The organism is Mesorhizobium sp. LjNodule214 (assembly GCF_964252735.1).
Classification (GTDB): domain Bacteria; phylum Pseudomonadota; class Alphaproteobacteria; order Rhizobiales; family Rhizobiaceae; genus Mesorhizobium.
In genome coordinates this window covers 705,576-725,605 of sequence record NZ_CAXUPE020000001.1, presented here as the reverse complement: position 1 = coordinate 725,605, position 20,030 = coordinate 705,576, and the positions used below count along the sequence as shown (strand labels likewise).

The 20,030-nt window shown below is 64.5% G+C and carries 15 protein-coding genes; 11 read left to right on the top strand and 4 right to left on the bottom strand.

The window, feature by feature from the left end:
• Positions 1–2,019 carry a thioredoxin domain-containing protein gene (locus ACSQ3Z_RS03460; RefSeq protein WP_436169977.1) on the bottom strand — a complete coding sequence of 673 codons (2,019 nt, stop codon included), beginning with the start codon at positions 2,017–2,019 and terminating at the stop codon, positions 1–3.
• A 70-nt stretch (positions 2,020–2,089) separates the two neighbouring features.
• On the opposite strand from ACSQ3Z_RS03460, the gene mnmE reads away from it, so the two are divergent.
• The 5 genes from mnmE to ACSQ3Z_RS03435 all read left to right on the top strand — a co-directional run bounded on the left by mnmE (position 2,090) and on the right by ACSQ3Z_RS03435 (position 7,845).
• The gene (gene mnmE / locus ACSQ3Z_RS03455; protein WP_436169976.1) at positions 2,090–3,415 is read left to right on the top strand and encodes a tRNA uridine-5-carboxymethylaminomethyl(34) synthesis GTPase MnmE; all 1,326 of its coding nucleotides are present in this window, start codon (positions 2,090–2,092) and stop codon (positions 3,413–3,415) included.
• 164 nt (positions 3,416–3,579) lie between these two features.
• Positions 3,580–5,454 (top strand): tRNA uridine-5-carboxymethylaminomethyl(34) synthesis enzyme MnmG, encoded by a 1,875-nt coding sequence (mnmG, locus tag ACSQ3Z_RS03450; RefSeq protein WP_436169975.1) that lies wholly within the window; start codon positions 3,580–3,582, stop codon positions 5,452–5,454.
• Positions 5,451–6,104: a 16S rRNA (guanine(527)-N(7))-methyltransferase RsmG gene (rsmG, locus tag ACSQ3Z_RS03445; protein ID WP_436169974.1), complete on the top strand. Its 654-nt coding sequence runs from the start codon at positions 5,451–5,453 to the stop codon at positions 6,102–6,104. The genes mnmG and rsmG overlap by 4 nt, the downstream gene beginning before the upstream one ends.
• Positions 6,105–6,108: 4 nt before the next feature.
• Positions 6,109–6,906: a ParA family protein gene (locus ACSQ3Z_RS03440; protein ID WP_436169973.1), complete on the top strand. Its 798-nt coding sequence runs from the start codon at positions 6,109–6,111 to the stop codon at positions 6,904–6,906.
• A 51-nt stretch (positions 6,907–6,957) separates the two neighbouring features.
• Positions 6,958–7,845, top strand: a complete 888-nt coding sequence (locus ACSQ3Z_RS03435) for a ParB/RepB/Spo0J family partition protein (RefSeq protein WP_436169972.1) — start codon at positions 6,958–6,960, stop codon at positions 7,843–7,845.
• 319 nt (positions 7,846–8,164) lie between these two features.
• Here ACSQ3Z_RS03435 and holA read toward each other — a convergent pair whose 3' ends face one another.
• A complete protein-coding gene (gene holA, locus ACSQ3Z_RS03430) occupies positions 8,165–9,208 on the bottom strand; it encodes a DNA polymerase III subunit delta (RefSeq protein WP_436169971.1) in 1,044 nt (347 codons plus the stop codon).
• Between the two features lie 498 nt (positions 9,209–9,706).
• Here holA and ACSQ3Z_RS03425 point away from each other — a divergent pair, with 498 nt between their 5' ends.
• The 5 genes from ACSQ3Z_RS03425 to ACSQ3Z_RS03405 all read left to right on the top strand — a co-directional run bounded on the left by ACSQ3Z_RS03425 (position 9,707) and on the right by ACSQ3Z_RS03405 (position 16,093).
• Positions 9,707–10,939, top strand: a complete 1,233-nt coding sequence (locus ACSQ3Z_RS03425) for a 3-methyl-2-oxobutanoate dehydrogenase (2-methylpropanoyl-transferring) subunit alpha (protein ID WP_436169970.1) — start codon at positions 9,707–9,709, stop codon at positions 10,937–10,939.
• Positions 10,940–10,941: 2 nt separating this feature from the next.
• Complete coding sequence (locus ACSQ3Z_RS03420; RefSeq protein WP_120016779.1) at positions 10,942–11,955, top strand: alpha-ketoacid dehydrogenase subunit beta; 1,014 nt, start codon at positions 10,942–10,944, stop codon at positions 11,953–11,955.
• A 13-nt stretch (positions 11,956–11,968) separates the two neighbouring features.
• A complete protein-coding gene (locus tag ACSQ3Z_RS03415) occupies positions 11,969–13,297 on the top strand; it encodes a dihydrolipoamide acetyltransferase family protein (protein WP_436169969.1) in 1,329 nt (442 codons plus the stop codon).
• 342 nt (positions 13,298–13,639) lie between these two features.
• Positions 13,640–15,037 (top strand): dihydrolipoyl dehydrogenase, encoded by a 1,398-nt coding sequence (gene lpdA, locus ACSQ3Z_RS03410; protein WP_436169968.1) that lies wholly within the window; start codon positions 13,640–13,642, stop codon positions 15,035–15,037.
• A 207-nt stretch (positions 15,038–15,244) separates the two neighbouring features.
• Positions 15,245–16,093: a glycosyltransferase gene (locus ACSQ3Z_RS03405; protein WP_436169967.1), complete on the top strand. Its 849-nt coding sequence runs from the start codon at positions 15,245–15,247 to the stop codon at positions 16,091–16,093.
• Positions 16,094–16,207: 114 nt separating this feature from the next.
• Here the strand turns inward: ACSQ3Z_RS03405 and ACSQ3Z_RS03400 are convergent, their stop codons facing one another.
• On the bottom strand, positions 16,208–17,311 hold the full coding sequence (locus ACSQ3Z_RS03400; RefSeq protein ID WP_436169966.1) for a saccharopine dehydrogenase C-terminal domain-containing protein: 1,104 nt from the start codon (positions 17,309–17,311) through the stop codon (positions 16,208–16,210).
• A 126-nt stretch (positions 17,312–17,437) separates the two neighbouring features.
• Between ACSQ3Z_RS03400 and ACSQ3Z_RS03395 the strand changes: the two genes are divergently transcribed.
• Entirely contained in the window at positions 17,438–17,866 is a 429-nt protein-coding gene (locus tag ACSQ3Z_RS03395) for an Lrp/AsnC family transcriptional regulator (RefSeq protein WP_436169965.1), read from the top strand.
• 90 nt (positions 17,867–17,956) lie between these two features.
• Here ACSQ3Z_RS03395 and ACSQ3Z_RS03390 read toward each other — a convergent pair whose 3' ends face one another.
• Complete coding sequence (locus tag ACSQ3Z_RS03390) at positions 17,957–20,002, bottom strand: aldo/keto reductase (protein ID WP_436169964.1); 2,046 nt, start codon at positions 20,000–20,002, stop codon at positions 17,957–17,959.
• Between the last annotated feature and the right edge of the window lie 28 nt (positions 20,003–20,030).

Here is a 20,030-nt window from a genome sequence, read left to right as displayed (position 1 = left end):
CTATTGGCGACGCAAGAAGCGTTCGAGCTCGTCTGGATCGGTCATCACAGGCAGGCAGACCTGCCCGGTGCAAAGCCAGGCGCCGGACTTGTCGGTTGGCGGCAGAATACCGCCGGGCAATGTCGGTCGATTCGCTTCCGTGCCGATCTGCACGACGATATCGACCCGCCGCGGGTCAGGGTTTCGATTCGCGACCGGAACGAGGCCTGGACTCGCCTCATCGTCGATAAGCACCAGCTTCAGCGGTTCGAGCGCCAGTGCGCAGGCGTTGACGATGCCGGCTTGGCCATAGGCCTGTTGCGCGGTTCGTCCCATGGCATGCTCGGCTGTCGCCCAGGCTTTTTCTCCAAGGTCGAGGTCGCCGGTGACCGATGATAGCCGCACCAGGGCTTCGATGATCTGGCTTGAGGCCGACGGGATCGCCTCGTCGACATCGCCCCGGATGCGGATCGGCACGTCGCCGCTGTCCGAAGCGGTCAGGTAATAGCCGGTGCTTTCACTGTCCTGGTGCCAAAGGTCGAGCTGGGCGACGAAATGCCTGGCTTGATCGACATAGCTTGGCTCGCCGGTAGCCTCGAACAGGGAAATCGCCGCGTTGGTCATGGCGGCATAGTCGCTGGACAGCGCCGGGAACAGTTTCTTGTCCCCGAGCATGGAATGAGGCAGACGGCCTTCGTGGCTCGCTCCGGCAATGTGGGAGAAGGCCTGTGCCGCTGCCTCGATCCAGTCGCTGCGGGTCAGGGCGCGGCCAGCCTCGGCCAATGCCGCGATCATCAGGCCGTTCCAGTCAGTCAGCGCCTTGCCGTCGCGACCGGGCCTGATGCGCTGCTCCCTGGCGGCGAGCAGCTTTGCTTTCAGCGGGACGAGCTGGTCGCGATCGGCGACGCTTTGCCTTTGCTGGGCCTCTGTCTGGTGGATGATTGGCTTGCCTTCCCAGCCATGCGGGGCCGAAAGTGTGAAGTAGTTGAAAAACCAAGCCGAATCGTCCCCGAGCTCGGAATCGATCTCGTCCTTGCTCCAGGTGTAGAAAAGCCCCTCCTCGCCGTCGCTGTCGGCATCGAGGCTGGCGGCGAAGGCGCCGCCTTCGACACGCATTTCGCGCAGCAGCCAATCGACCGTGTCTTCGATACGTATCCGGAACAAATCGTTTCCGGTCGCGGCATAGGCCCAGTTGCACAGGCGAATCAGCTGGGCGTTGTCGTAGAGCATCTTTTCGAAATGCGGCACCAGCCATTCGGCGTCGGTCGAATAACGGCTCAATCCGCCGCCGACATGGTCATAGATGCCGCCGGCGAGCATTTTTTCGAGGCTGAGCAGGACGGCGTCTCGGTGAGAGTTCTGGCCATCGCGCAGCCATGACAGCCAGAGCGTGTGCATGAACGGCGCGTTGGGGAACTTTGGCGCACCGCGCAGGCCGCCGAGATCCCTGTCGATCATGCCGTCGATGCGGCCGGCGAGATCGCTGAGCGTGTCGCGGTCGAGCACGGCTTTGCCGTGGGCGCCGGCCAGCCTTGCCTCGACATGGCTGGTCAGGCCGTCGGCGCTTTGAGCGAGGCTCTCCCGCTTTTCCCGCCAGGCCTTGTCGACCGCCTCCATCACCTGGATGAACCCCGGACGGCCATAGCGCGCCTCGCGTGGAAAATAGGTGCCGCCCCAGAACGGCTTGCCGTCCGGGGTCAGGAACATGGTCAAGGGCCAGCCGCCCTGCTCGCCCATCGCATGCAGCGCCGCCATATAGATCTGGTCGATGTCGGGCCGCTCTTCGCGATCGACCTTGATATTGACGAACAGCCGGTTCATGACGGCGGCCACAATGTCGTTCTCGAAGCTTTCATGCGCCATGACATGGCACCAGTGGCAGGCGGCGTAGCCGATCGACAACAGGATCGGCCGCTCATGCGCCTTGGCTTCGGCGAGTGCGGCAGGTGACCAGGCCCGCCAATGCACCGGATTGCCGCTGTGCTGCTGCAGATAGGGGCTGGCCTCTTCGGCGAGCAGGTTTTTGGCGGGCAAGGTCAACGGGCAAGCTCGGTTGCTGGGAAGCCGGGGCGGTTCATCGGAAGCTAGGGCGGTTCAGTAGAGCGGGCAAATGATTTCAGCTCAGTCCATTGTTGCGCTTTCCAGCGGGCGCCTGCCGGCCGGCATCGCCGTTATCCGCATTTCCGGCCCAAAGACTCGATTCGTGGTCGAAACGATTGCCGGCACTATGGTTAAGGGCCGTGTCGCGACCTTGCGCAAATTCCGGGCGACGGACGGATCGCTGATCGACAATGGCCTGGTCCTGTACTTCCCCGGCCCCGGAAGCTTCACCGGCGAGGATGTTGCGGAGTTCCATGTTCATGGCGGTCGCGCCGTGGCGATGAAAATGCTGGAGACGATCGCCGGCTTCGATGGCGTCCGGCATGCCGAGCCCGGCGAGTTCACGCGCCGCGCCTTTCTCAACGGCAAGCTCGATCTGGTCGAGACAGAGGCGCTGGCCGATCTCGTCAATGCCGAGACCGAGGCGCAGCGGCGCTTTGCCGTGCAGAACGCCGAGGGCGCGCAAAGCGCACTCTACTCGAGCTGGCGCCAGCGCCTCATCCACGCGCGTGCCATGATCGAGGCCGAGATCGACTTTGCCGACGAAGACGACGTGCCCGGCTCCGTTTCGGATGCGGTCTGGTCGGATGTGCGGGCGATGATCGGCGAGATCGGTCATCACATCGACGGCTTCCACGCCGCCGAGATCATCCGCGATGGGTTCGAGGTTGTCATCCTCGGCGCGCCGAATGCCGGGAAATCCAGCCTGTTCAACGCGTTGGCGCGGCGCGAAGCGGCGATCGTCACGGACGAACCCGGCACCACGCGCGATCTGCTCGAAGTGGTGCTGGACCTCAAGGGGATGCGGGTCAGGATCACGGACACGGCCGGACTGCGTGAAGCGCCCGGCAAGGTGGAGGCGATCGGCATCGAGAAGGCTCGGGCAAAAGCGCGCGGCGCGGATCTGCTGCTGTTGCTTGAGGACATGGTCGATCCCGTCGACGCCGGTGCGGTGCCTTCAGACGCGCCGATGCTGAAGATCGGAACCAAGGCCGATCTGGTCGACCGCCAGCAGCTGGCAGTTCTGCCGAAAGATTACGTCACGGTGATCTCGACCAGGGACGGCACTGGGTTGGCGGATTTGCTGGACGAGATCGGTCGCCGCGCTGCTGCGGAGATCGGCAAGGCCGGCGACATCCTGCCGTCGCGGCTGCGGCATGTGGAGCTGCTCGACGAGACGAAGGCGTTCCTGACTTCCGCGCTGTCGGGGCACAGACAGGAGTTGCGGGCCGAAGAGCTGCGCCTGGCTGCGGATCGGCTCGGTCGGATCGTCGGCGCCGTTGATGTCGAAGACCTGCTCGACGTCATCTTCTCGCAGTTCTGTATCGGTAAATGACTCACGTGAAACATCTCGGCACGGTTGGTGGGCGGTGATTCACGTGAAACACGCGGCATCGGCATCGTGACATTGTTTCACGTGAAACGAACTCGCCTTGCAACCTTGACAGCGGAGGTTCTCGGGGACATGTCTCCGGCAACTTCAGAATCTGGAATGGTAAAATGAACGATCACTATGATGTGGTTGTGGTGGGCGGCGGCCATGCCGGTTGCGAGGCTGCGAGCGCTGCGGCGCGCGCCGGCGCCCGGACGGCACTGGTGACGCTGCGCTTCGACACGATCGGCGTCATGTCCTGCAATCCGGCGATCGGCGGCCTCGGCAAGGGGCACCTGGTGCGCGAGATCGATGCCATGGATGGGTTGATGGGTCGCATCGCCGACGCGGCGGGCATCCAGTTCCGCTTGCTCAACCGCCGCAAGGGGCCCGCCGTGCGCGGTCCGCGCACTCAGGCCGACCGCAAGCTCTATCGGCTGGCCATGCAGGCGGCAATCCGCGAACAGACCAATCTCGAGGTGATCGAAGGCGAGGTTCTGGATTTCGAGATCGCCAATGAACGCGTATCGGCTGTTTTGCTGGCGGATGGACGCAGGCTGGCCTGCGGCGCGGTGGTGCTGACCACGGGAACTTTCCTGCGCGGGCTGATCCATATCGGCGAGAGGAAGATCGTTGCTGGCCGCATGAACGAGCAGGCGAGCATCGGCCTGTCGGCGACGATGAGCCGCGCGGGCTTTCAGCTTGGACGGTTGAAGACCGGCACGCCGCCGCGCCTGGACGGACGAACCATCGACTGGGCGTCGCTCGAAAGCCAGGCCGCGGATGAAGACCCGGTGCCGTTCTCGCTGATGACGGATGCCATCCAGAATCCGCAAATCCATTGCGGTATTACGCGCACCACACCTGCGACGCATGAGTTGATTCGCCTCAATCTTGGTCGGTCCGCGATGTATTCGGGCTCTATTGAAGGTGTTGGACCGCGCTATTGTCCCTCGATCGAAGACAAGATCGTCAAGTTCGGCGATCGCGAAGGACACCAGATCTTCCTTGAGCCGGAGGGTCTCGACGACGACACCGTCTATCCGAACGGCATTTCGACCTCGCTGCCGGAAGACGTACAGCTCGATATTCTGAAAACAATTCCCGGGCTGGAACGGGCGACGATGCTGCAGCCCGGCTATGCGATCGAATACGACCATGTCGATCCGCGCGAATTGCAGCCGACGCTGGAGACCAAGCGCATCGGTGGTCTGTTCCTCGCCGGGCAGATCAATGGCACGACCGGCTATGAAGAAGCCGGTGCACAGGGGCTGCTCGCCGGCCTCAACGCGGCGCGTAAGGCATCCGCCAGCGACCCGGTCGTGCTGAGCCGCACCGAAGCCTATATCGGCGTGATGGTCGACGATCTGACCAGCCGCGGCATTGCCGAGCCCTATCGCATGTTCACCTCGCGGGCCGAGTTCCGCCTGTCGCTGCGGGCCGACAATGCCGATGAGAGGTTGACGCCGCTGGCCGAGAGGCTGGGGATTGCGTCGCATGAGCGGATGCATCGCTTTAACGACATCATGCAGGACCTTAAGAAGGCCCGCGAGCTGGCGACAGGTGTTAACTTCACGCCAAACGAAGCGGCGCGCCATGGGCTCGAGATCAACAAGGACGGCGTGCGCCGTTCGGCCTATGAATTGCTGGCCTATCCCGGTGTCGACGTTGCCTGGCTGGCGCGAATCGAGCCTCGGTTCGGTGAGATCGACGCCAAGACGGCCGAGCGTCTTGAGACGGAGGCGAAATATTCGGTCTATCTCGACCGACAGCAGGCGGATGTCGCGCAGATCAGGCATGAGGAGAGCCGGCTGATCCCGGCCTCCGTCGAATTCGCCAATGTGCCTGGGCTCTCCAATGAGCTGAAGCAGAAGATGCTGACACGCCAGCCGCGCTCGATCGCGGACGCCCAGCGGATGGAAGGGATGACGCCAGCGGCGCTGGCGATCATCGTTGCCCATGTCCGAAATGCCGAGGCCGTGGCGCAAAGGGATGTCGCGTGAGCGCTGCCTCATGGACAAGCCTGCAAGAGGCCGCGGGTCCGGTTTCACGTGAAACATTCGAGCGCCTGGTGGCGTTCGAACAGCTCTTCCTGAAATGGAACCGCAGCATCAACCTCGCCGCGCCGTCGACGCTGGACGATGTCTGGGGCCGCCACATCCTCGACAGCGCGCAGCTTGGCCGAATCGCGCCCCAAGCGAAGCGCTGGATCGATCTCGGCTCGGGCGGCGGTTTTCCCGGCCTGGTGCTGGCGTTTCTGCTTGCTGAACGTGAGGGCGCTTCGATCGATCTGGTCGAAAGCAATCGCAAGAAAGCGTCGTTCCTGCAGGCGGTGATCGGCCAGTTCGGTTTGCCGGCGCGGGTCATCGCGCGGCGCATCGATGACAGCTATCCACTTGTTTCTGCACCTGAAATCGTGACCGCGCGAGCGCTGGCCTCATTGCCGGCCCTGCTCGATCTGGCGGCGCCCTGGCTGACCAACGGGGCTCGCGCGCTGTTCCACAAAGGCCGGGATTACCGGGCCGAAGTGGAAGAAAGCACTCACCGATGGGCGTTCGATCTGGTAGAACATCCGAGCATGACCGACCCGCATGGGGTCGTCCTCGAACTGTCAAATCTGCGCCCGGCGACCCGCAATGAATTACTGGCATAGACCCATGAAAACTGGACCCCGTATCATCACCGTCGCCAACCAGAAGGGCGGTGTCGGCAAGACCACCACCGCCATCAATCTGGCCACGGCGCTGGCGGCAATCGGCGAACAGGTGCTGATCGTCGACCTCGATCCGCAAGGCAACGCCAGCACGGGTCTCGGCATCGACCGCAAGGATCGCACCGTCTCGTCCTATGATGTGCTGACCGGCGAGCTCGACCTCGAAGCGGCGGCGGTGCCGACGGCGGTGCCCGGCCTGTCGATCGTGCCGTCGACGCTCGACCTGCTCGGCATCGAGATGGAGATCGCCTCGGCGCCGGACCGGGTCCTGCGCCTGCGCAATGCGTTGCGCGCCGCGGCCGAGCGCTCGGCGCCTTTCGGCTATGTGCTGATCGACTGCCCGCCGTCGCTCAACCTGCTGACGCTGAACTCGATGGCCGCCGCCGATTCGGTGCTGGTGCCGCTGCAGTGCGAATTCTTCGCGCTCGAAGGCTTGAGCCAACTGCTCGAGACGGTCGAGCAGGTGCGCCGCTCGATCAATCCGGATCTTACCATCCAGGGCATCGTGCTGACCATGTATGACGGCCGCAACAACCTCGCCAACCAGGTGGTGCAGGATGTGCGGCAGCATATGGGCGACAAGGTCTATGAGACCATCATTCCGCGCAACGTCCGCGTTTCCGAGGCGCCGTCCTACGGCAAGCCGGCGATCCTCTACGACCTCAAATGCTCGGGCAGCCAGGCCTATCTGCAGCTTGCCTCCGAAGTGATCCGCCGCGAGCGCAAATTGCGCGCCGCCTGACGCCGATCCCATTTTGACGCCGATTCGATACCGTAACGATCTGGACAGATTATGACTGAAGACCTTTCGAGAAAAAGACTGGGCCGTGGACTGGCGGCGCTGATCGGCGAAATCGATCGTCCGGCGATCGCGGAAAAGCAGAGCCCGGCGGCCGACGGCAAGGTGCCGATCGAATTCGTCAGCCCGAACCCGAAGAATCCGCGCCGCCATTTTGGCGAGGCCGAGCTCACCGACCTTGCCCAGTCGATCCGCGAGCACGGCGTGGTGCAGCCGGTGGTGGCGCGACCATCGCCGACACAAGCCGGCCGTTACGAGATCATCGCCGGCGAGCGGCGCTGGCGGGCGGCGCAGCGCGCCGGCCTGACCGAGATCCCGATCATCGTGCGCGACGTCAACGACCGCATGGCGCTCGAGCTGGCGATCATCGAAAACGTCCAGCGTGCCGACCTCAACCCCGTCGAGGAGGCGCAGGGCTATCAGCAGTTGATCGACGAGCACGGCTACACGCAGGCCGATCTCGGCCAGGTGATCGGCAAGAGCCGCAGCCATGTCGCCAACACGCTGCGCCTGTTGAAGCTGCCCGACGTGATCCGCGACATGCTGGTCGATGGCGCCCTGTCGGCGGGCCATGCCCGCACGCTGGTGACGGCCGAGGATCCGGCGGGGCTCGCCAAGCGCATCGTCGACGAAGGGCTTTCGGTGCGCCAGGCCGAAGCGCTGGCGCAGATGCCGGCCGGGCCCACGCCGGCCAAGACCAAGGCCGCACCGAGCGCGCCTGAGAAGGATCCAGACACGCTGGCGCTGGAAAAGCTGATGACCGACACGATCGGCATGATCGTCTCTATCGAGCACAAGGAGCGCGGCGGCGTGCTCCGGGTGAATTATCGGACATTGGATCAGCTTGATGAGCTGTGTCGCAGGTTGAAGCAGGAGCGATAGGCACTTAGCCGGCAAACCACATTGGGAACCTGCGGGCCTTCGGCCAAGCAAAGCCCTCGGATCGAGGTCTCCAATGATCTTTTCCGGACGTTGGCGCCGCCCCTCACCTGCCTGCCGGCATCCACTCCCCGTATGGTGACGGGGAGAGGGACGCTCTCATCCGCGATTTCGCCAATCGCCAGCGTTGCAGGAAAGACACCAGCGTTGCGGTCGGCCTCTTTCTCCCCGTTTACGGGGAGAAATGCCCGGCAGGGCAATGAGGGGCGGCGCTGAAATGGAATAGCTCGCACGGCCATGCCGAAGCCATCCGTCAAGGTACCTACCGCTGCGCCAGCCGATTGCTCTCCACCGCAATGCCAAGCAGCGCTTGCCGTGCCAGCGCCACCGAGAGGTCCGGCCGTCTCCGCGTCTGTAGCACGGCCGCCTGCAGTCGGTTCAGCGCACGTCCCAGCGCCTCGACGTTCCAGCGCTCGAGCGCCTTTTCCACCAGCTTGCGCCGCGAGAAAAAAACCGGCGGTCGCGCCGCGGCAACCACTGCGGCAGCGTTGCGGCCGCCGGATTCCATCTGGCCGCGCATGGCCTGGATCGCCTGCAATTGCCGCATCGCCGACGACAGCACCAGAAAGGGCTGGCCGCCGGACTGGCAATGGCGGGTGAAGGCGGTGTCGAAGTCGCCGATCTTGCCTTCGAGCAGAGCATCGACGGCATCGTCGAAGGAGGCGCCGGAGACATCGCCGGATGTCGCCTTGACGTCGTCGAGGCCGATCTCCTTCTGGCCATGGGCATAGAGAATGAGCTTCTCGATCTCGCCGCGCGAGGCTAGCCGATCGCCGCCGAGGTTGCGGCGCAGCGCCTGCCTGGCCTCCATCGCCATCGACATGCCGGCCTTGCGCAATTCGTCGTCGATGACGGTATCGATGTCCCTGGCCTCGTCGGCATAGCAGGGCAGGGCCATGGCATTGTCCGCCGCCTCGACGATGGCGCGCAGGCCGACCCCCTTTTTCAGATCGCCGGCTTCGATCAGAATGATGGCGTCGCGCGGCGGCTCATTGGTCAGCGCCTTGACGTCGTCGGCCAGCGCCTTCTGGCCGCTGGCGTTGCGCACCCATAGCAGGCGCCGGTCCGAAAACATCGGCACGGTGCGGGCCTCGTCGAGCAGGCGGCCCTCGTCGCGGTCGACTTCGGAGCCATCGAGCCGGACCACCGAGAACGGATCGTCGAGTGGCAGGCCGATCTTGACGGCAAAGGCTTTCGCACGCTCAGCGACGAGGCCCCGGTCGGGGCCGTAGAGCAGGACGATCGAGATGCGCTGCTCCGGCTTCGCGAGCCAGGAATCGACCTCGTATGCTTTCTTCTGTGCCATGGTTGCTGGTTAGCATGGCGGCGCGGCGGGGTGAACCATGCAGTGGGCATGCTGCCCTAGGGTTGGATTGCTCCACTTCGGGCGTTGGCGCTGCCCCTCACCTGCCTGCCGGCATCCTCTCCCCGTGAACGGGGCGAGGGACGCTCGCGTCGCCGGTTTCGCCAATCACCAGCGCTGCAGGATAAGCGGCAACGACGCGGCCAACCCCCTTCTCCCCGTCACTGTACGGGGAGAAGGTGCCGGCAGGCGGATGAGGGGCGGCGCCGGCACCGGCAGGAAATACCTCCTCTTGCGCAAGACTGGGCACGGCCATTCGCCAAGTTGCGCGCCGCGGCGTAACATCGACAAGAAATTTCGCCGACATATCTGCATTTTGTCGCTCGCGTGCGGCATCGGCCGCCGTTTGACGACAGCCGAGACCAAGGCCCGACGAATTGGCACTGGTCTGGCGGCGAGGATGTGCAAATATCCTGCCGGCAACATTGGAGGACGAAGGTCATGGCCGATGCTGGAATGTTGCGCTTCCATGTTCCCGAACCGGAGGTGCGGCCGGGCGGGACGCCTGACTTCTCCAACGTGCCCATCCCCAAGGCGGGTTCGGCGCCGCGCCCCGAGATCGATGTCGACCCGCGCACGATCCGCGACATGGCGTTTTCGATCATCCGCGTGCTGAACCGCGACGGCGAAGCGGTCGGACCGTGGGCCGGCCTGCTTTCCGACGAGGAATTGCTGGAGGGCCTGCGCCACATGATGACATTGCGCAGCTTCGACGCGCGCATGCAGATGGCGCAGCGCCAGGGCAAGACCTCGTTCTACATGCAGCATCTGGGTGAAGAGGCGGTGAGCTGCGCCTTCCGCAAGGCGCTCGCCGCCGGCGACATGAATTTCCCGACCTATCGACAGGCAGGCCTGCTCATCGCCGACGGCTACCCGATGGTCACGATGATGAACCAGATCTATTCGAACGAAGCCGATCCGCTGAAGGGAAGGCAGCTGCCGATCATGTATTCGTCGAAGGAGCACGGCTTCTTTTCGATCTCCGGCAATCTGGCCACGCAGTATATCCAGGCGGTCGGCTGGGCGATGGCCTCGGCGATATCGAACGATTCGAAAATCGCCGCCGCCTGGATCGGCGACGGCTCGACGGCCGAGTCCGACTTTCATTCGGCGCTGGTGTTCGCCTCGACCTACAAGGCGCCGGTCATTCTCAACGTCGTCAACAACCAGTGGGCGATCTCGACTTTCCAAGGCATCGCGCGCGGCGGCTCCGGCACTTTCGCCGCCCGCGGCCTCGGCTTCGGCATTCCGGCGCTGCGCGTCGACGGCAACGACTATCTCGCCGTGCATGCAGTGGCCAAATGGGCGGCGGAGCGGGCGCGCGCCAATCTCGGGCCGACGCTCATCGAATATGTCACCTACCGCGCCGGCGCGCATTCGAGCTCGGACGATCCCTCGGCCTACCGGCCGAAGGCCGAATCCGACGCCTGGCCGCTCGGCGACCCGGTCATCCGCCTGAAGAACCATCTGATCCACGAGGGCGTCTGGTCGGACGAGCGCCATGCCCAGGCCGAAGCCGAAATCCTCGAGACGGTGATCGCGGCGCAGAAGGAAGCCGAAAGCCACGGCACGCTGCATGCCGGCGGCAAGCCGTCGACGCGTGACATGTTCGAGGGCCTTTACGCCGAGATGCCGCCGCATCTCAGGCGCCAGCGCCAGCAGGCGGGGGTCTGACCATGCCAAGACGGACGATGATCGAGGCCATTCGTGATGCCATGGACGTATCGATGGCGCGCGACGAACGCGTCATCGTGTTCGGCGAGGATGTCGGCTTCTTCGGCGGCGTCTTCCGCTGCACACAGGGCCTGCAGGCCAAGTATGGCAAAAGCCGCTGTTTCGATGCGCCGATCAACGAGTCCGGCATTGTCGGCTCGGCCATCGGCATGGCGGCCTACGGGTTGAAGCCGTGTGTCGAGATCCAGTTTGCCGACTATATGTATCCGGCCTACGACCAGCTGACGCAGGAAGCGGCGCGGCTGCGCTACCGCTCGAACGGCGACTTCACCTGTCCGATCGTGGTCAGGATGCCGACCGGCGGCGGCATCTTTGGCGGCCAGACCCACAGCCAGAGCCCGGAGGCGCTGTTCACGCATGTGTCCGGGCTGAAGACGGTGGTGCCGTCCAACCCGCATGACGCCAAGGGCCTGTTGATCGCGGCGATCGAGGATCCCGACCCGGTGATCTTCCTCGAGCCGAAGCGGCTCTACAACGGCCCGTTCGACGGCCATCACGACCGGCCGGTGACGCCATGGTCGAAGCATGAGCTCGGCGAAGTTGCCGACGGCCACTATACCGTCCCGCTCGGCAAGGCAGTCATCCGCCGGCCGGGCTCGGCCGTCACCGTGCTTGCCTATGGCACCATGGTCTATGTCGCGCAGGCCGCCGCCGAGGAGACCGGCATCGATGCCGAGATCATCGATCTGAGGACGTTGCTGCCGCTCGATCTCGACACAATCGTCGCTTCGGTGAAGAAGACCGGGCGCTGCGTGGTCGTTCACGAAGCGACGCTGACCTCCGGCTTCGGCGCCGAGCTCTCGGCGCTGGTGCAGGAGAACTGCTTTTATCACCTCGAAGCGCCGGTGGCGCGAGTCGCCGGCTGGGACACGCCCTATCCGCATGCGCAGGAGTGGGACTATTTCCCCGGCCCTGCCCGGGTCGGCCGCGCCTTGCGCGAAACATTGGAAGCCTAGGGGGAGGCCTGAGATGGGCGAACACATCATCAAGCTGCCCGATGTCGGCGAAGGTGTCGCCGAGGCCGAGCTGGTCGAGTGGCATGTGAAGGTCGGCGACCTTGTGCGTGAGGACACGGTGCTCGCGGCCGTCATGACTGACAAGGCGACGGTCGAGATTCCTTCGCCCGTCGATGGCGAGATCCTGTGGCTCGGCGCCGAGATCGGCGACACTGTGGCGATCGGCTCGCCGATCGTGCGGCTGAAAGTGGCCGGCGAGGGCAATGTGAAGCCGGAGAGTGCCCCGGCAGTCGCCAGTGCCGAACCTCCGGCGAAACTTCCCACTCCGAAGCCCGAGGCTGCACCGCCTGCCCAAAAGGCGTCGTCAAAGACCGATGAAGCAAAGGCGAACCCGGCACCAGCTCCGGCCAGCCCGAAAGCAATGGGACGGCCGTCGGTTTCTGGAGCGCCGCGTGCCGAGGGCGACAAACCGCTGGCGTCGCCCGCCATTCGGCTCAGGGCAAGAGAGGCAGGCATCGATCTGCGCCAGGTCGCCGGCAGCGGCCCGGCCGGCCGCATCCAGCATGAAGACATCGAGGCCTTCCTGGCGCGCGGGCCGCAAGTCGCGAAGGCATCGGGGCTCGTGCGCAACGACACGATAGAGGACATCAAGGTCATCGGACTCAGGCGCAAGATCGCCGAGAAGATGACGATCGCCAAATCGCGCATCCCGCATATCACCTATGTCGAGGAGATCGACGTCACCGCGCTGGAAGACCTTCGTGCCGCGCTCAACAAGGAGAAGCGCGCGGCCAAGGGCGTGGAGAGGCCGAAGCTGACGCTGCTGCCGTTCCTGATGCGGGCGATGGTCAGGGCGATCGCCGACCAGCCCAACCTCAACGCGCTGTTCGACGACGAGGCCGGCATCATCCACCAGCATGGCGGCGTCCATATCGGCATTGCCGCGCAGACGCCGTCGGGGCTGGTGGTGCCGGTGGTCAAGCATGCCGAGGCGCGCGACATCTGGGAGTGCGCCGCCGAACTCAACCGCCTGGCCGAGGCGGCCAAGTCAGGCACGGCAACGCGCGACGAGCTGTCCGGCTCGACCATCACCATCACCTCGCTCGGCGCCATGGGCGGCGTGGCGACGACGCCGGTCATCAATCATCCGGAAGTGGCGATCATCGGAGTCAACAAGATGATGGTGCGGCCGGTGTGGGACGGCACGCAGTTCATCCCGCGCAAGATGATGAACCTGTCCTCCAGCTTCGACCACCGCGTCATCGACGGCTGGGATGCCGCCGTGTTCGTCCAGCGCATCAAGACGCTGCTGGAAACGCCAGCGCTGATATTCGTGGATTAGAGGGGATGTAATGCGTTCTCAGCGTGTCTCCCTGTCCGCTTCATTTGGCCGACCCCTGACGAGCGAGCCACGTGTCTCGCCCATCGGGAGAGAAGGCCTAGAACGCCGCGCCGCCCCTCATTGCCCTGTCGGGCATTTCTCCCCGTATAGTGACGGGGAGAAAGACGCTGCCATCGACGGTTTCGCCAATCGCCAGCGTTACGCGGATGGCGCCGGCATCGCGGTCAGCCTCCTTCTCCCCGTCACTATACGGGGAGAAGGTGCCGGCAGGCGGATGAGGGGCAGCGCGAGGCGGGATGGTAGGGCGTTCCCGGCAGTTCTCACCAGAAGGACGCTGTCGACATGAAAGAAATCTCCTGCAAGCTGCTCGTCATCGGCGCTGGTCCGGGCGGCTATGTCTGCGCCATCCGTGCCGGCCAGCTTGGCGTCGATACGGTGATCGTCGAGGCCGGCAAGCCAGGCGGCACCTGCCTCAATGTCGGCTGCATCCCGTCAAAGGCATTGATCCATGCGGCCGAAGAGTTCGAGAAGGTCGCGCATATGGCTGGCGGCAAGAGCCCGCTCGGCATTTCGGTCGCCGCGCCGACACTCGATCTGACAAGGACGGTCGCCTGGAAGGACGGTATCGTTAGCCGGCTGAACAGTGGCGTTGCCGGCCTGCTCAAGAAGGCCAAGGTCAAGACCGTGCAGGGCTGGGCGACGTTCCGCGACGGTAAAACCGTCGAGGTCGAGACGGAGACAGGGACGCAGGTCATCCGGGCAGAGGCGGTGGTGATCGCCACCGGCTCGGCGCCGGTCGAGTTGCCGTTCCTGCCGTTTGGCGGGTCGGTGATTTCGTCGACGGAGGCGCTGGCGCTAGGCGAGGTGCCGAAGAGGCTCGCCGTGGTCGGGGGCGGCTATATCGGGCTGGAGCTCGGCATCGCCTTCGCCAAGATGGGCGCCGAGGTCACCGTGGTCGAAGCCCTGCCGCGTGTGCTGGCGCAATATGATGCCGAGCTGACGCGGCCGGTGGTGAAGCGGCTGGCCGAACTCGGCATCGAGGTGATGCCAGGCGCCAAGGCCAAGGGGCTGTCGACCAAGGGCGATGCGCTGCTGGTCGAGACATCGGATGGCAAGAATGCCAAACTTGCCGCTGACAAGATCCTGGTCACGGTCGGCCGCAAGCCGGTGACCGAAGGCTGGGGCCTCGAGCAGATCGACCTCGACATGTCAGGCAAATTCATCCGCATCGACGACCAGTGCCGCAGCTCGATGCGCGGCATCTTCGCCATCGGCGACGTCACCGGCGAGCCGATGCTGGCGCACCGGGCGATGGCGCAGGGCGAAATGGTCGCCGAGATCGTCGCCGGCCACAAGCGAAGCTGGGACAAGCGGGCGATCCCGGCGGTCTGTTTCACCGATCCGGAGCTGCTGACAGCCGGCCTGTCGCCGGAAGAGGCCAAAGCGCTTGGCGGCGAAATCAAGATCGGGCTGTTTCCCTTCGCCGCCAACGGCCGCGCCATGACCAAGCTCGGCGAAGATGGATTCGTTCGTGTCGTCGCGCGCGCGGACAATCATCTGGTGCTCGGCATCCAGGCGGTCGGGCAGGGCGTGTCGGAGCTGTCGGCGGCCTTCGGCCTGGCGCTCGAAATGGGCGCGCGGCTGGAGGACATTGCCGGCACCATCCACGCGCATCCGACACAGGGCGAAGGGTTCCAGGAAGCGGCGCTGAAAGCGCTTGGGCACGCGCTGCATATCTAGGCCGCGGAGCATCGGGGTGACGCCGCGGCTGGCGGTGTTGCCGCGGTTGCGGGGCAAAACCTCACAGCCTAGAGCGGTTCAGCTTTTGATAGAATCGCCGACCCGCTCTAACTCTTTGTTTTTACGCAATTCCGGACGGAAAACCGCTACGCACTTTTCCTGGAATTGCTCTAGTGTCCCGCCATGAGGTGTGCACTGAAGAAATATGTGGCGATTCGCTACAACACCGCCACGGGTTTCAAGCCGAGCCAATGGGATGGAAAAGGCCCCGCCAATCTCGATCCCGTATGGCTGGTCGAGCGGCTGGCGTTGTTTGACGGATATTGCGCGCCTTCTCTCGAGGCCCAGTCGCTGAAGGACTTTACCGTCCTGATCGCCTTCGATGCCGAGACGCACGAGAACTATGTCAGGACGGTCTGCAATTGCGTGGCCGGTATCGACGTCAGGCCGGTCCTCGTCGAAGCGCATGAGACCTACAGTCTTCGCTTCAACGCGTTCGTCCAAGCCGACACGGATGCCGAGTTCGTTTCACTGACGCGGCTCGACAGCGATGATGCGCTGGCGCCGAGCTTCATGGAGCGGATCGACTATTACGCGCGCCGGGAGATCGAAAAGGGCGCGGTCAGCCAGCAGCCGCTATATATCGCCTTTCCGGACGGCCAGAATTTCGACACGGCAACCGGCCGCTATACGCACCACGAATATGTTACGTCGGCGTTCGGCACCTTGGTCGAGAAGCGATCAGCCGAAATGAAAGGTGTCTATAGCGACCATCACGCGAAGATGGCGACGCGCTTCAACACCGTCGTGGCGGCATCGAAGGGCGCGCAATGGTGCATCGTCATTCATGACAACAATGCCGCCAATGTGCTCAGGGGCAAGCCGGTCGCGGAGCCGTCCTTCACCGTTGGCCGACCTGGGATCGAGATCGAAAGGCGGGGGCCCGTGCGAAAGGAGAGGCCGCCGCAGCTGCCTCACACTTCAGCCAAGGCCTCGCGAACCGCGGGAAACTTTATCCGGTTTCTCTTGGGTCGCCCCATGATCCTGCGCAAATAGGAAGTCGCCCGCCCCCATTCTTTCGTCATCCTTGGGCCTGCGCCGCGTCGCTGCGCTTCTTGCTTCGCCCCAGGATGACGAAGAAGGCGCGGGGCTTCAGGAGCGAGAAACACCTCAGCTCGCCAGCCGGCTAACCATCTCGTGCTGCGCATAGGCGCGACCAAAACGGTTGGCGAGGAAGGCGTCGAGCGCGATGTCCTCCTGCTTGACGAAACCTGTCGCCGGCAAGCTGCCGTCGGCCAGCATGTCGAGCACGGCGCAGATGCCGGAGGCCGTGGTGATCTGGATGGCGCTGCGCACCACCTGGCCGACGCGCTGGCTGTAGATCTTGTTGGCGTAGGTCTCCTGCAGCAGGCGGCCGTTCTTGAGCCCGCTGACGGTGACGAAGACGATGACCACGTCCTGCAATGTCGCCGGCAGGGCGCTCTCAAAAATGTCCTTCAGCACGTCGCGGCGATGGCGCAGGCCAAGGTCGTTGAGCAGCGCCTTCATGATCGCGGCGTGGCCGGGATAGCGGATGGTGCGGTAGTTCAGCGTGCGCACCTTGCCCTTTAGCGTCTCGGCCAAAGTGCCCAGCCCGCCCGAAGTGTTGAACGCCTCGTAGGTGACGCCGTCGAGCGAGAATTCCTCGCGCTCTTCCAGCGGCGGCACTTCGATCAGCGCGCCCTCGACGATGGCCTCGCAGGGCTCGCAATATTCGTTGATGACGCCGTCGGTGCTCCAGGTCAAATTGTAGTTCAGCGCGTTCGACGGGTATTGCGGCAGGGCGCCGACGCGCATGCGCACGCTTTCCAATGTGTCGAAGCGGCTGGCGAGATCGTTGGCGACGATCGAGATGAAGCCCGGCGCCAGGCCGCATTGCGGGATGAAGGCGCTCTTGCCCGAACGCGCCAGTTCCTTGACCCGCCTGGTGCTGACGACATCCTCGGTCAGGTCGAGATAGTGCACGCCGGCGCTGGCTGCCGCCTCGGCGATGCGCGTCGTCAGGTGGAAGGGTGCGGCGCTCAGCACCGCGAACGTGCCGGCCAGGGCCGCTTCGAGCGCGCCGGGCGCGACGATGTCGAGTTCCAGCGTCGCAACCGTGGCCGGCAGTTCGGCCGTAGCAAACTGCGCCGCGGCGCGGTCGACGAGAGTGACGTGATAGTCGCCGGTCGAAGCGAGCATTTCGGCAATGGTCGAGCCGATTTTTCCGGCGCCAACGACAACGATTTTCTTCATGACCGAATTCCCCTCGCGCAAAAGCTCAATGTGCAGACAGGATCGCAGCTTGCCTGTCGAAAGGAAGCGTGGAATTGTTCAGAACGAAACCACTTTTTGGACGATATGCCGAAGGAGATCGTCGAAATGATCAGTGATGCCGAACAGGCCCTGCTTTCCCTGCTGCGTGCCAACGCACGTGCCTCGACCACCGAGCTGGCGCGCCAGCTCGGTGTGTCGCGCACCACCGTGCAGAGCCGGATCGAGCGGCTGGAGCAGCGCGGCATCATCGCCGGCTATGGCGTCAGGCTGTCACCGGACTATGAGCAGGGACTGGTGCGGGCGCATGTGCTGCTCACTGTGACGCCCAAGCTCGCCGACAAGGTGGTGCGCAGCCTCCAGGCTCTGCCGCCGGTGCGGACGCTGCATTCGGTGAGCGGCAATTTCGACATGATCGTCATCGTCGACGCGCCGTCGATCAGGGACCTGGATTCCCTGCTCGACCAGATCGGCGTCATGGACGGGGTGGAGCGGACGTCGTCGTCGATTATTTTGTCGACGCGGATCGATCGGTGAGGCTGCTGATCTCCCCCGCAAGGGGGAGATCAGATGTCGCTTCGGCTCTGGCCAACCTCCAAAGTCAAATTCCGAGCGGAAAGGCTCGCGTCAACCCGCGCCGCGCACCCGGCGTTGCTCCACCCCGCTGTCCAGCCACTCGAGATCCCCCGGCGAAAGCGCAATGTCGAGTGCCTGCAAACTGTCCTCCAGTTCGTCCAGCGTGCGCGGGCCGATCAGCGGAACCGAAGGAAAGGGCTGCGCCAGGACATAGGCGAGCGCGACATGGATCGGGCTCTTGCCCAGTCTGTTTGCCAGTTCGATCGCCCGGTCGCGGCGGCCGAAATTCCGGTCCGAATACCAGACCCGCACAAGTTCCTCATTGTCGCGCTTGTCGCGGCCGGCGCGGTCGGTGAAGAAGCCGCGCCCCTGGCTCGACCAGGCGAAGTTCGGCATCTGCCGGGCGGTCAGCCAGGCCTTCCACTGGTCGGTCGAGGAGGTGACGCAACCGGCCCAGATCGGCTCCAGCATCTCGGCCAGCGAGAAATTGTTGGAAAGCGCGCCGGGCTCCTGCTTGCCGGTCCGTTCGGCATAGGCGATCGCCTCGTCCATGCGCGCCATCGTCCAGTTCGAGCCGCCGAACGGGCCGCGAATGCGGCCGGCCTTGGCCTCCGCGTCCATGGCGTCGACGAACTCGCCGACCGGCACGTCCGGATTGTCGCGGTGCATGAAATAGATGTCGACATGATCGGTCTGCAGCCGGTCGAGCGTCTGGGCGAGTTGCTTGCCGATGACATCGGGATAGCAGAGCGGGGAATGCGCGCCCTTGCCGATGACCACCGACTGCTCGCGCACGCCGCGGTTCCGCAGCCACTGGCCAAGCAGCGCCTCGGTGTAGCCGCCGCCGTAGACATAGCCAGTATCGAACAGGTTACCGCCGGCCTCGAAGAAGGCATCGAGCAGGATCGAGCCCGAGGAAAACGTGCGGAAATCCTCGAAGCCGAGCGCCAGGCACGACGCCGGCCGCGGCAGACCGGGGATCTGGCGCTTCGGGATGCTGGTGCCATCGGTGCGCAGTGGCTGGCCCGAAATCGTGTTGATGCGTCTAGCCGGCTTCTCGATGTCGTATTCGAGACCCACTGCCGCCCGCCATTTGTCGAGCACGCGCAGCGTGCCGAGGCTGTCGGCCCAGCCCATGCCCGGCCAGGCGAATTCCTGGTTCCCGGCAAGGATAGCGTCGCCGGCGCCATCGACCTCGAAGGAGTAGACATGGCGGGTTTCGTTGACGCTGATGGTTTCGCGGGTCCCGTCGGGCCGGATCAGGTCGATCCTGCCCGGCCCGACGTCCCGGTTGCCACCGGCGAACCAGAAATCCGGCACCTCGATATGGCCTTTGGTGCCGAAGATGCGCAGCACATTGTCCTGCGTCAGCGAGATGCTGCAGGAGATCTCGCTGACGATGCCACCGGGGAAATGCAGCAGCGTCGAGGCCCATTCGTCGACACCGGACTGGCCGAGATGGGCGGCGCCCGTCACCTTGTCGGGCTCGGCAAAAGGCTTTCCGGACGCCGCGCCGGCAATCAGCCTTGCCATGGAGGCCGGATAGCCGCCGACATCCAGTATGCCGCCGCCGGCGAGGTCGTTGGCATAAAGCCGATGCTCCGGCATGAAGCCCGGCATGGCGAAGCCGAAGCTCGACTTGATCATCCTGACGTCGCCGATGACACCCGACTTGATCAACTCGACCAGCTGCAGCGTCTGCGGGTGCAGCCGGTACATGAAGGCTTCACCGAGGAACGTGCCGGCCTTGCGCGCCGCATGGATCATCGCGTCGGCCTCGAAGGCGGTCAGCGCAAGCGGCTTTTCGCACAGCACATGTTTGCCGGCTTCGGCTGCCTTGATCGCCCATTCGGCATGCCCGGGGTGCGGTATCGAAATGTAGACGGCGTCGACCTCCGCGTCGTTGAGCAACGCGTCGTAGCCGTCGAGGATGCGGGCGCCGGGGAAGGTCTCGGCAAGGCCTGCCTTGCCGGGGTTACGGGCGCCGAGCGCAACAACCGTACCGGTGCGCGACTGCGCCACGCCGCCGGCAAAGGATTTGGCGATGCTGCCGGGCCCAAGAATGCCCCAACGAACTTTTCTAGCTTCGGAACTCATTTCAAATCTCCTTGGGACCGCCTCGACG

What these genes read in the sequence shown, in the direction of transcription:
- mnmE (WP_436169976.1), top strand. Translation starts at nt 2,090, where the DNA reads ATGATTTCAGCTCAGTCCATTGTTGCGCTTTCCAGCGGGCGCCTGCCG.
- mnmG (WP_436169975.1), top strand. Translation starts at nt 3,580, where the DNA reads ATGAACGATCACTATGATGTGGTTGTGGTGGGCGGCGGCCATGCCGGT.
- ACSQ3Z_RS03440 (WP_436169973.1), top strand. Translation starts at nt 6,109, where the DNA reads ATGAAAACTGGACCCCGTATCATCACCGTCGCCAACCAGAAGGGCGGT.
- ACSQ3Z_RS03435 (WP_436169972.1), top strand. Translation starts at nt 6,958, where the DNA reads ATGACTGAAGACCTTTCGAGAAAAAGACTGGGCCGTGGACTGGCGGCG.
- holA (WP_436169971.1), bottom strand. Translation starts at nt 9,208, where the DNA reads ATGGCACAGAAGAAAGCATACGAGGTCGATTCCTGGCTCGCGAAGCCG.
- ACSQ3Z_RS03425 (WP_436169970.1), top strand. Translation starts at nt 9,707, where the DNA reads ATGGCCGATGCTGGAATGTTGCGCTTCCATGTTCCCGAACCGGAGGTG.
- ACSQ3Z_RS03420 (WP_120016779.1), top strand. Translation starts at nt 10,942, where the DNA reads ATGCCAAGACGGACGATGATCGAGGCCATTCGTGATGCCATGGACGTA.
- ACSQ3Z_RS03415 (WP_436169969.1), top strand. Translation starts at nt 11,969, where the DNA reads ATGGGCGAACACATCATCAAGCTGCCCGATGTCGGCGAAGGTGTCGCC.
- lpdA (WP_436169968.1), top strand. Translation starts at nt 13,640, where the DNA reads ATGAAAGAAATCTCCTGCAAGCTGCTCGTCATCGGCGCTGGTCCGGGC.
- ACSQ3Z_RS03400 (WP_436169966.1), bottom strand. Translation starts at nt 17,311, where the DNA reads ATGAAGAAAATCGTTGTCGTTGGCGCCGGAAAAATCGGCTCGACCATT.
- ACSQ3Z_RS03395 (WP_436169965.1), top strand. Translation starts at nt 17,438, where the DNA reads ATGATCAGTGATGCCGAACAGGCCCTGCTTTCCCTGCTGCGTGCCAAC.
- ACSQ3Z_RS03390 (WP_436169964.1), bottom strand. Translation starts at nt 20,002, where the DNA reads ATGAGTTCCGAAGCTAGAAAAGTTCGTTGGGGCATTCTTGGGCCCGGC.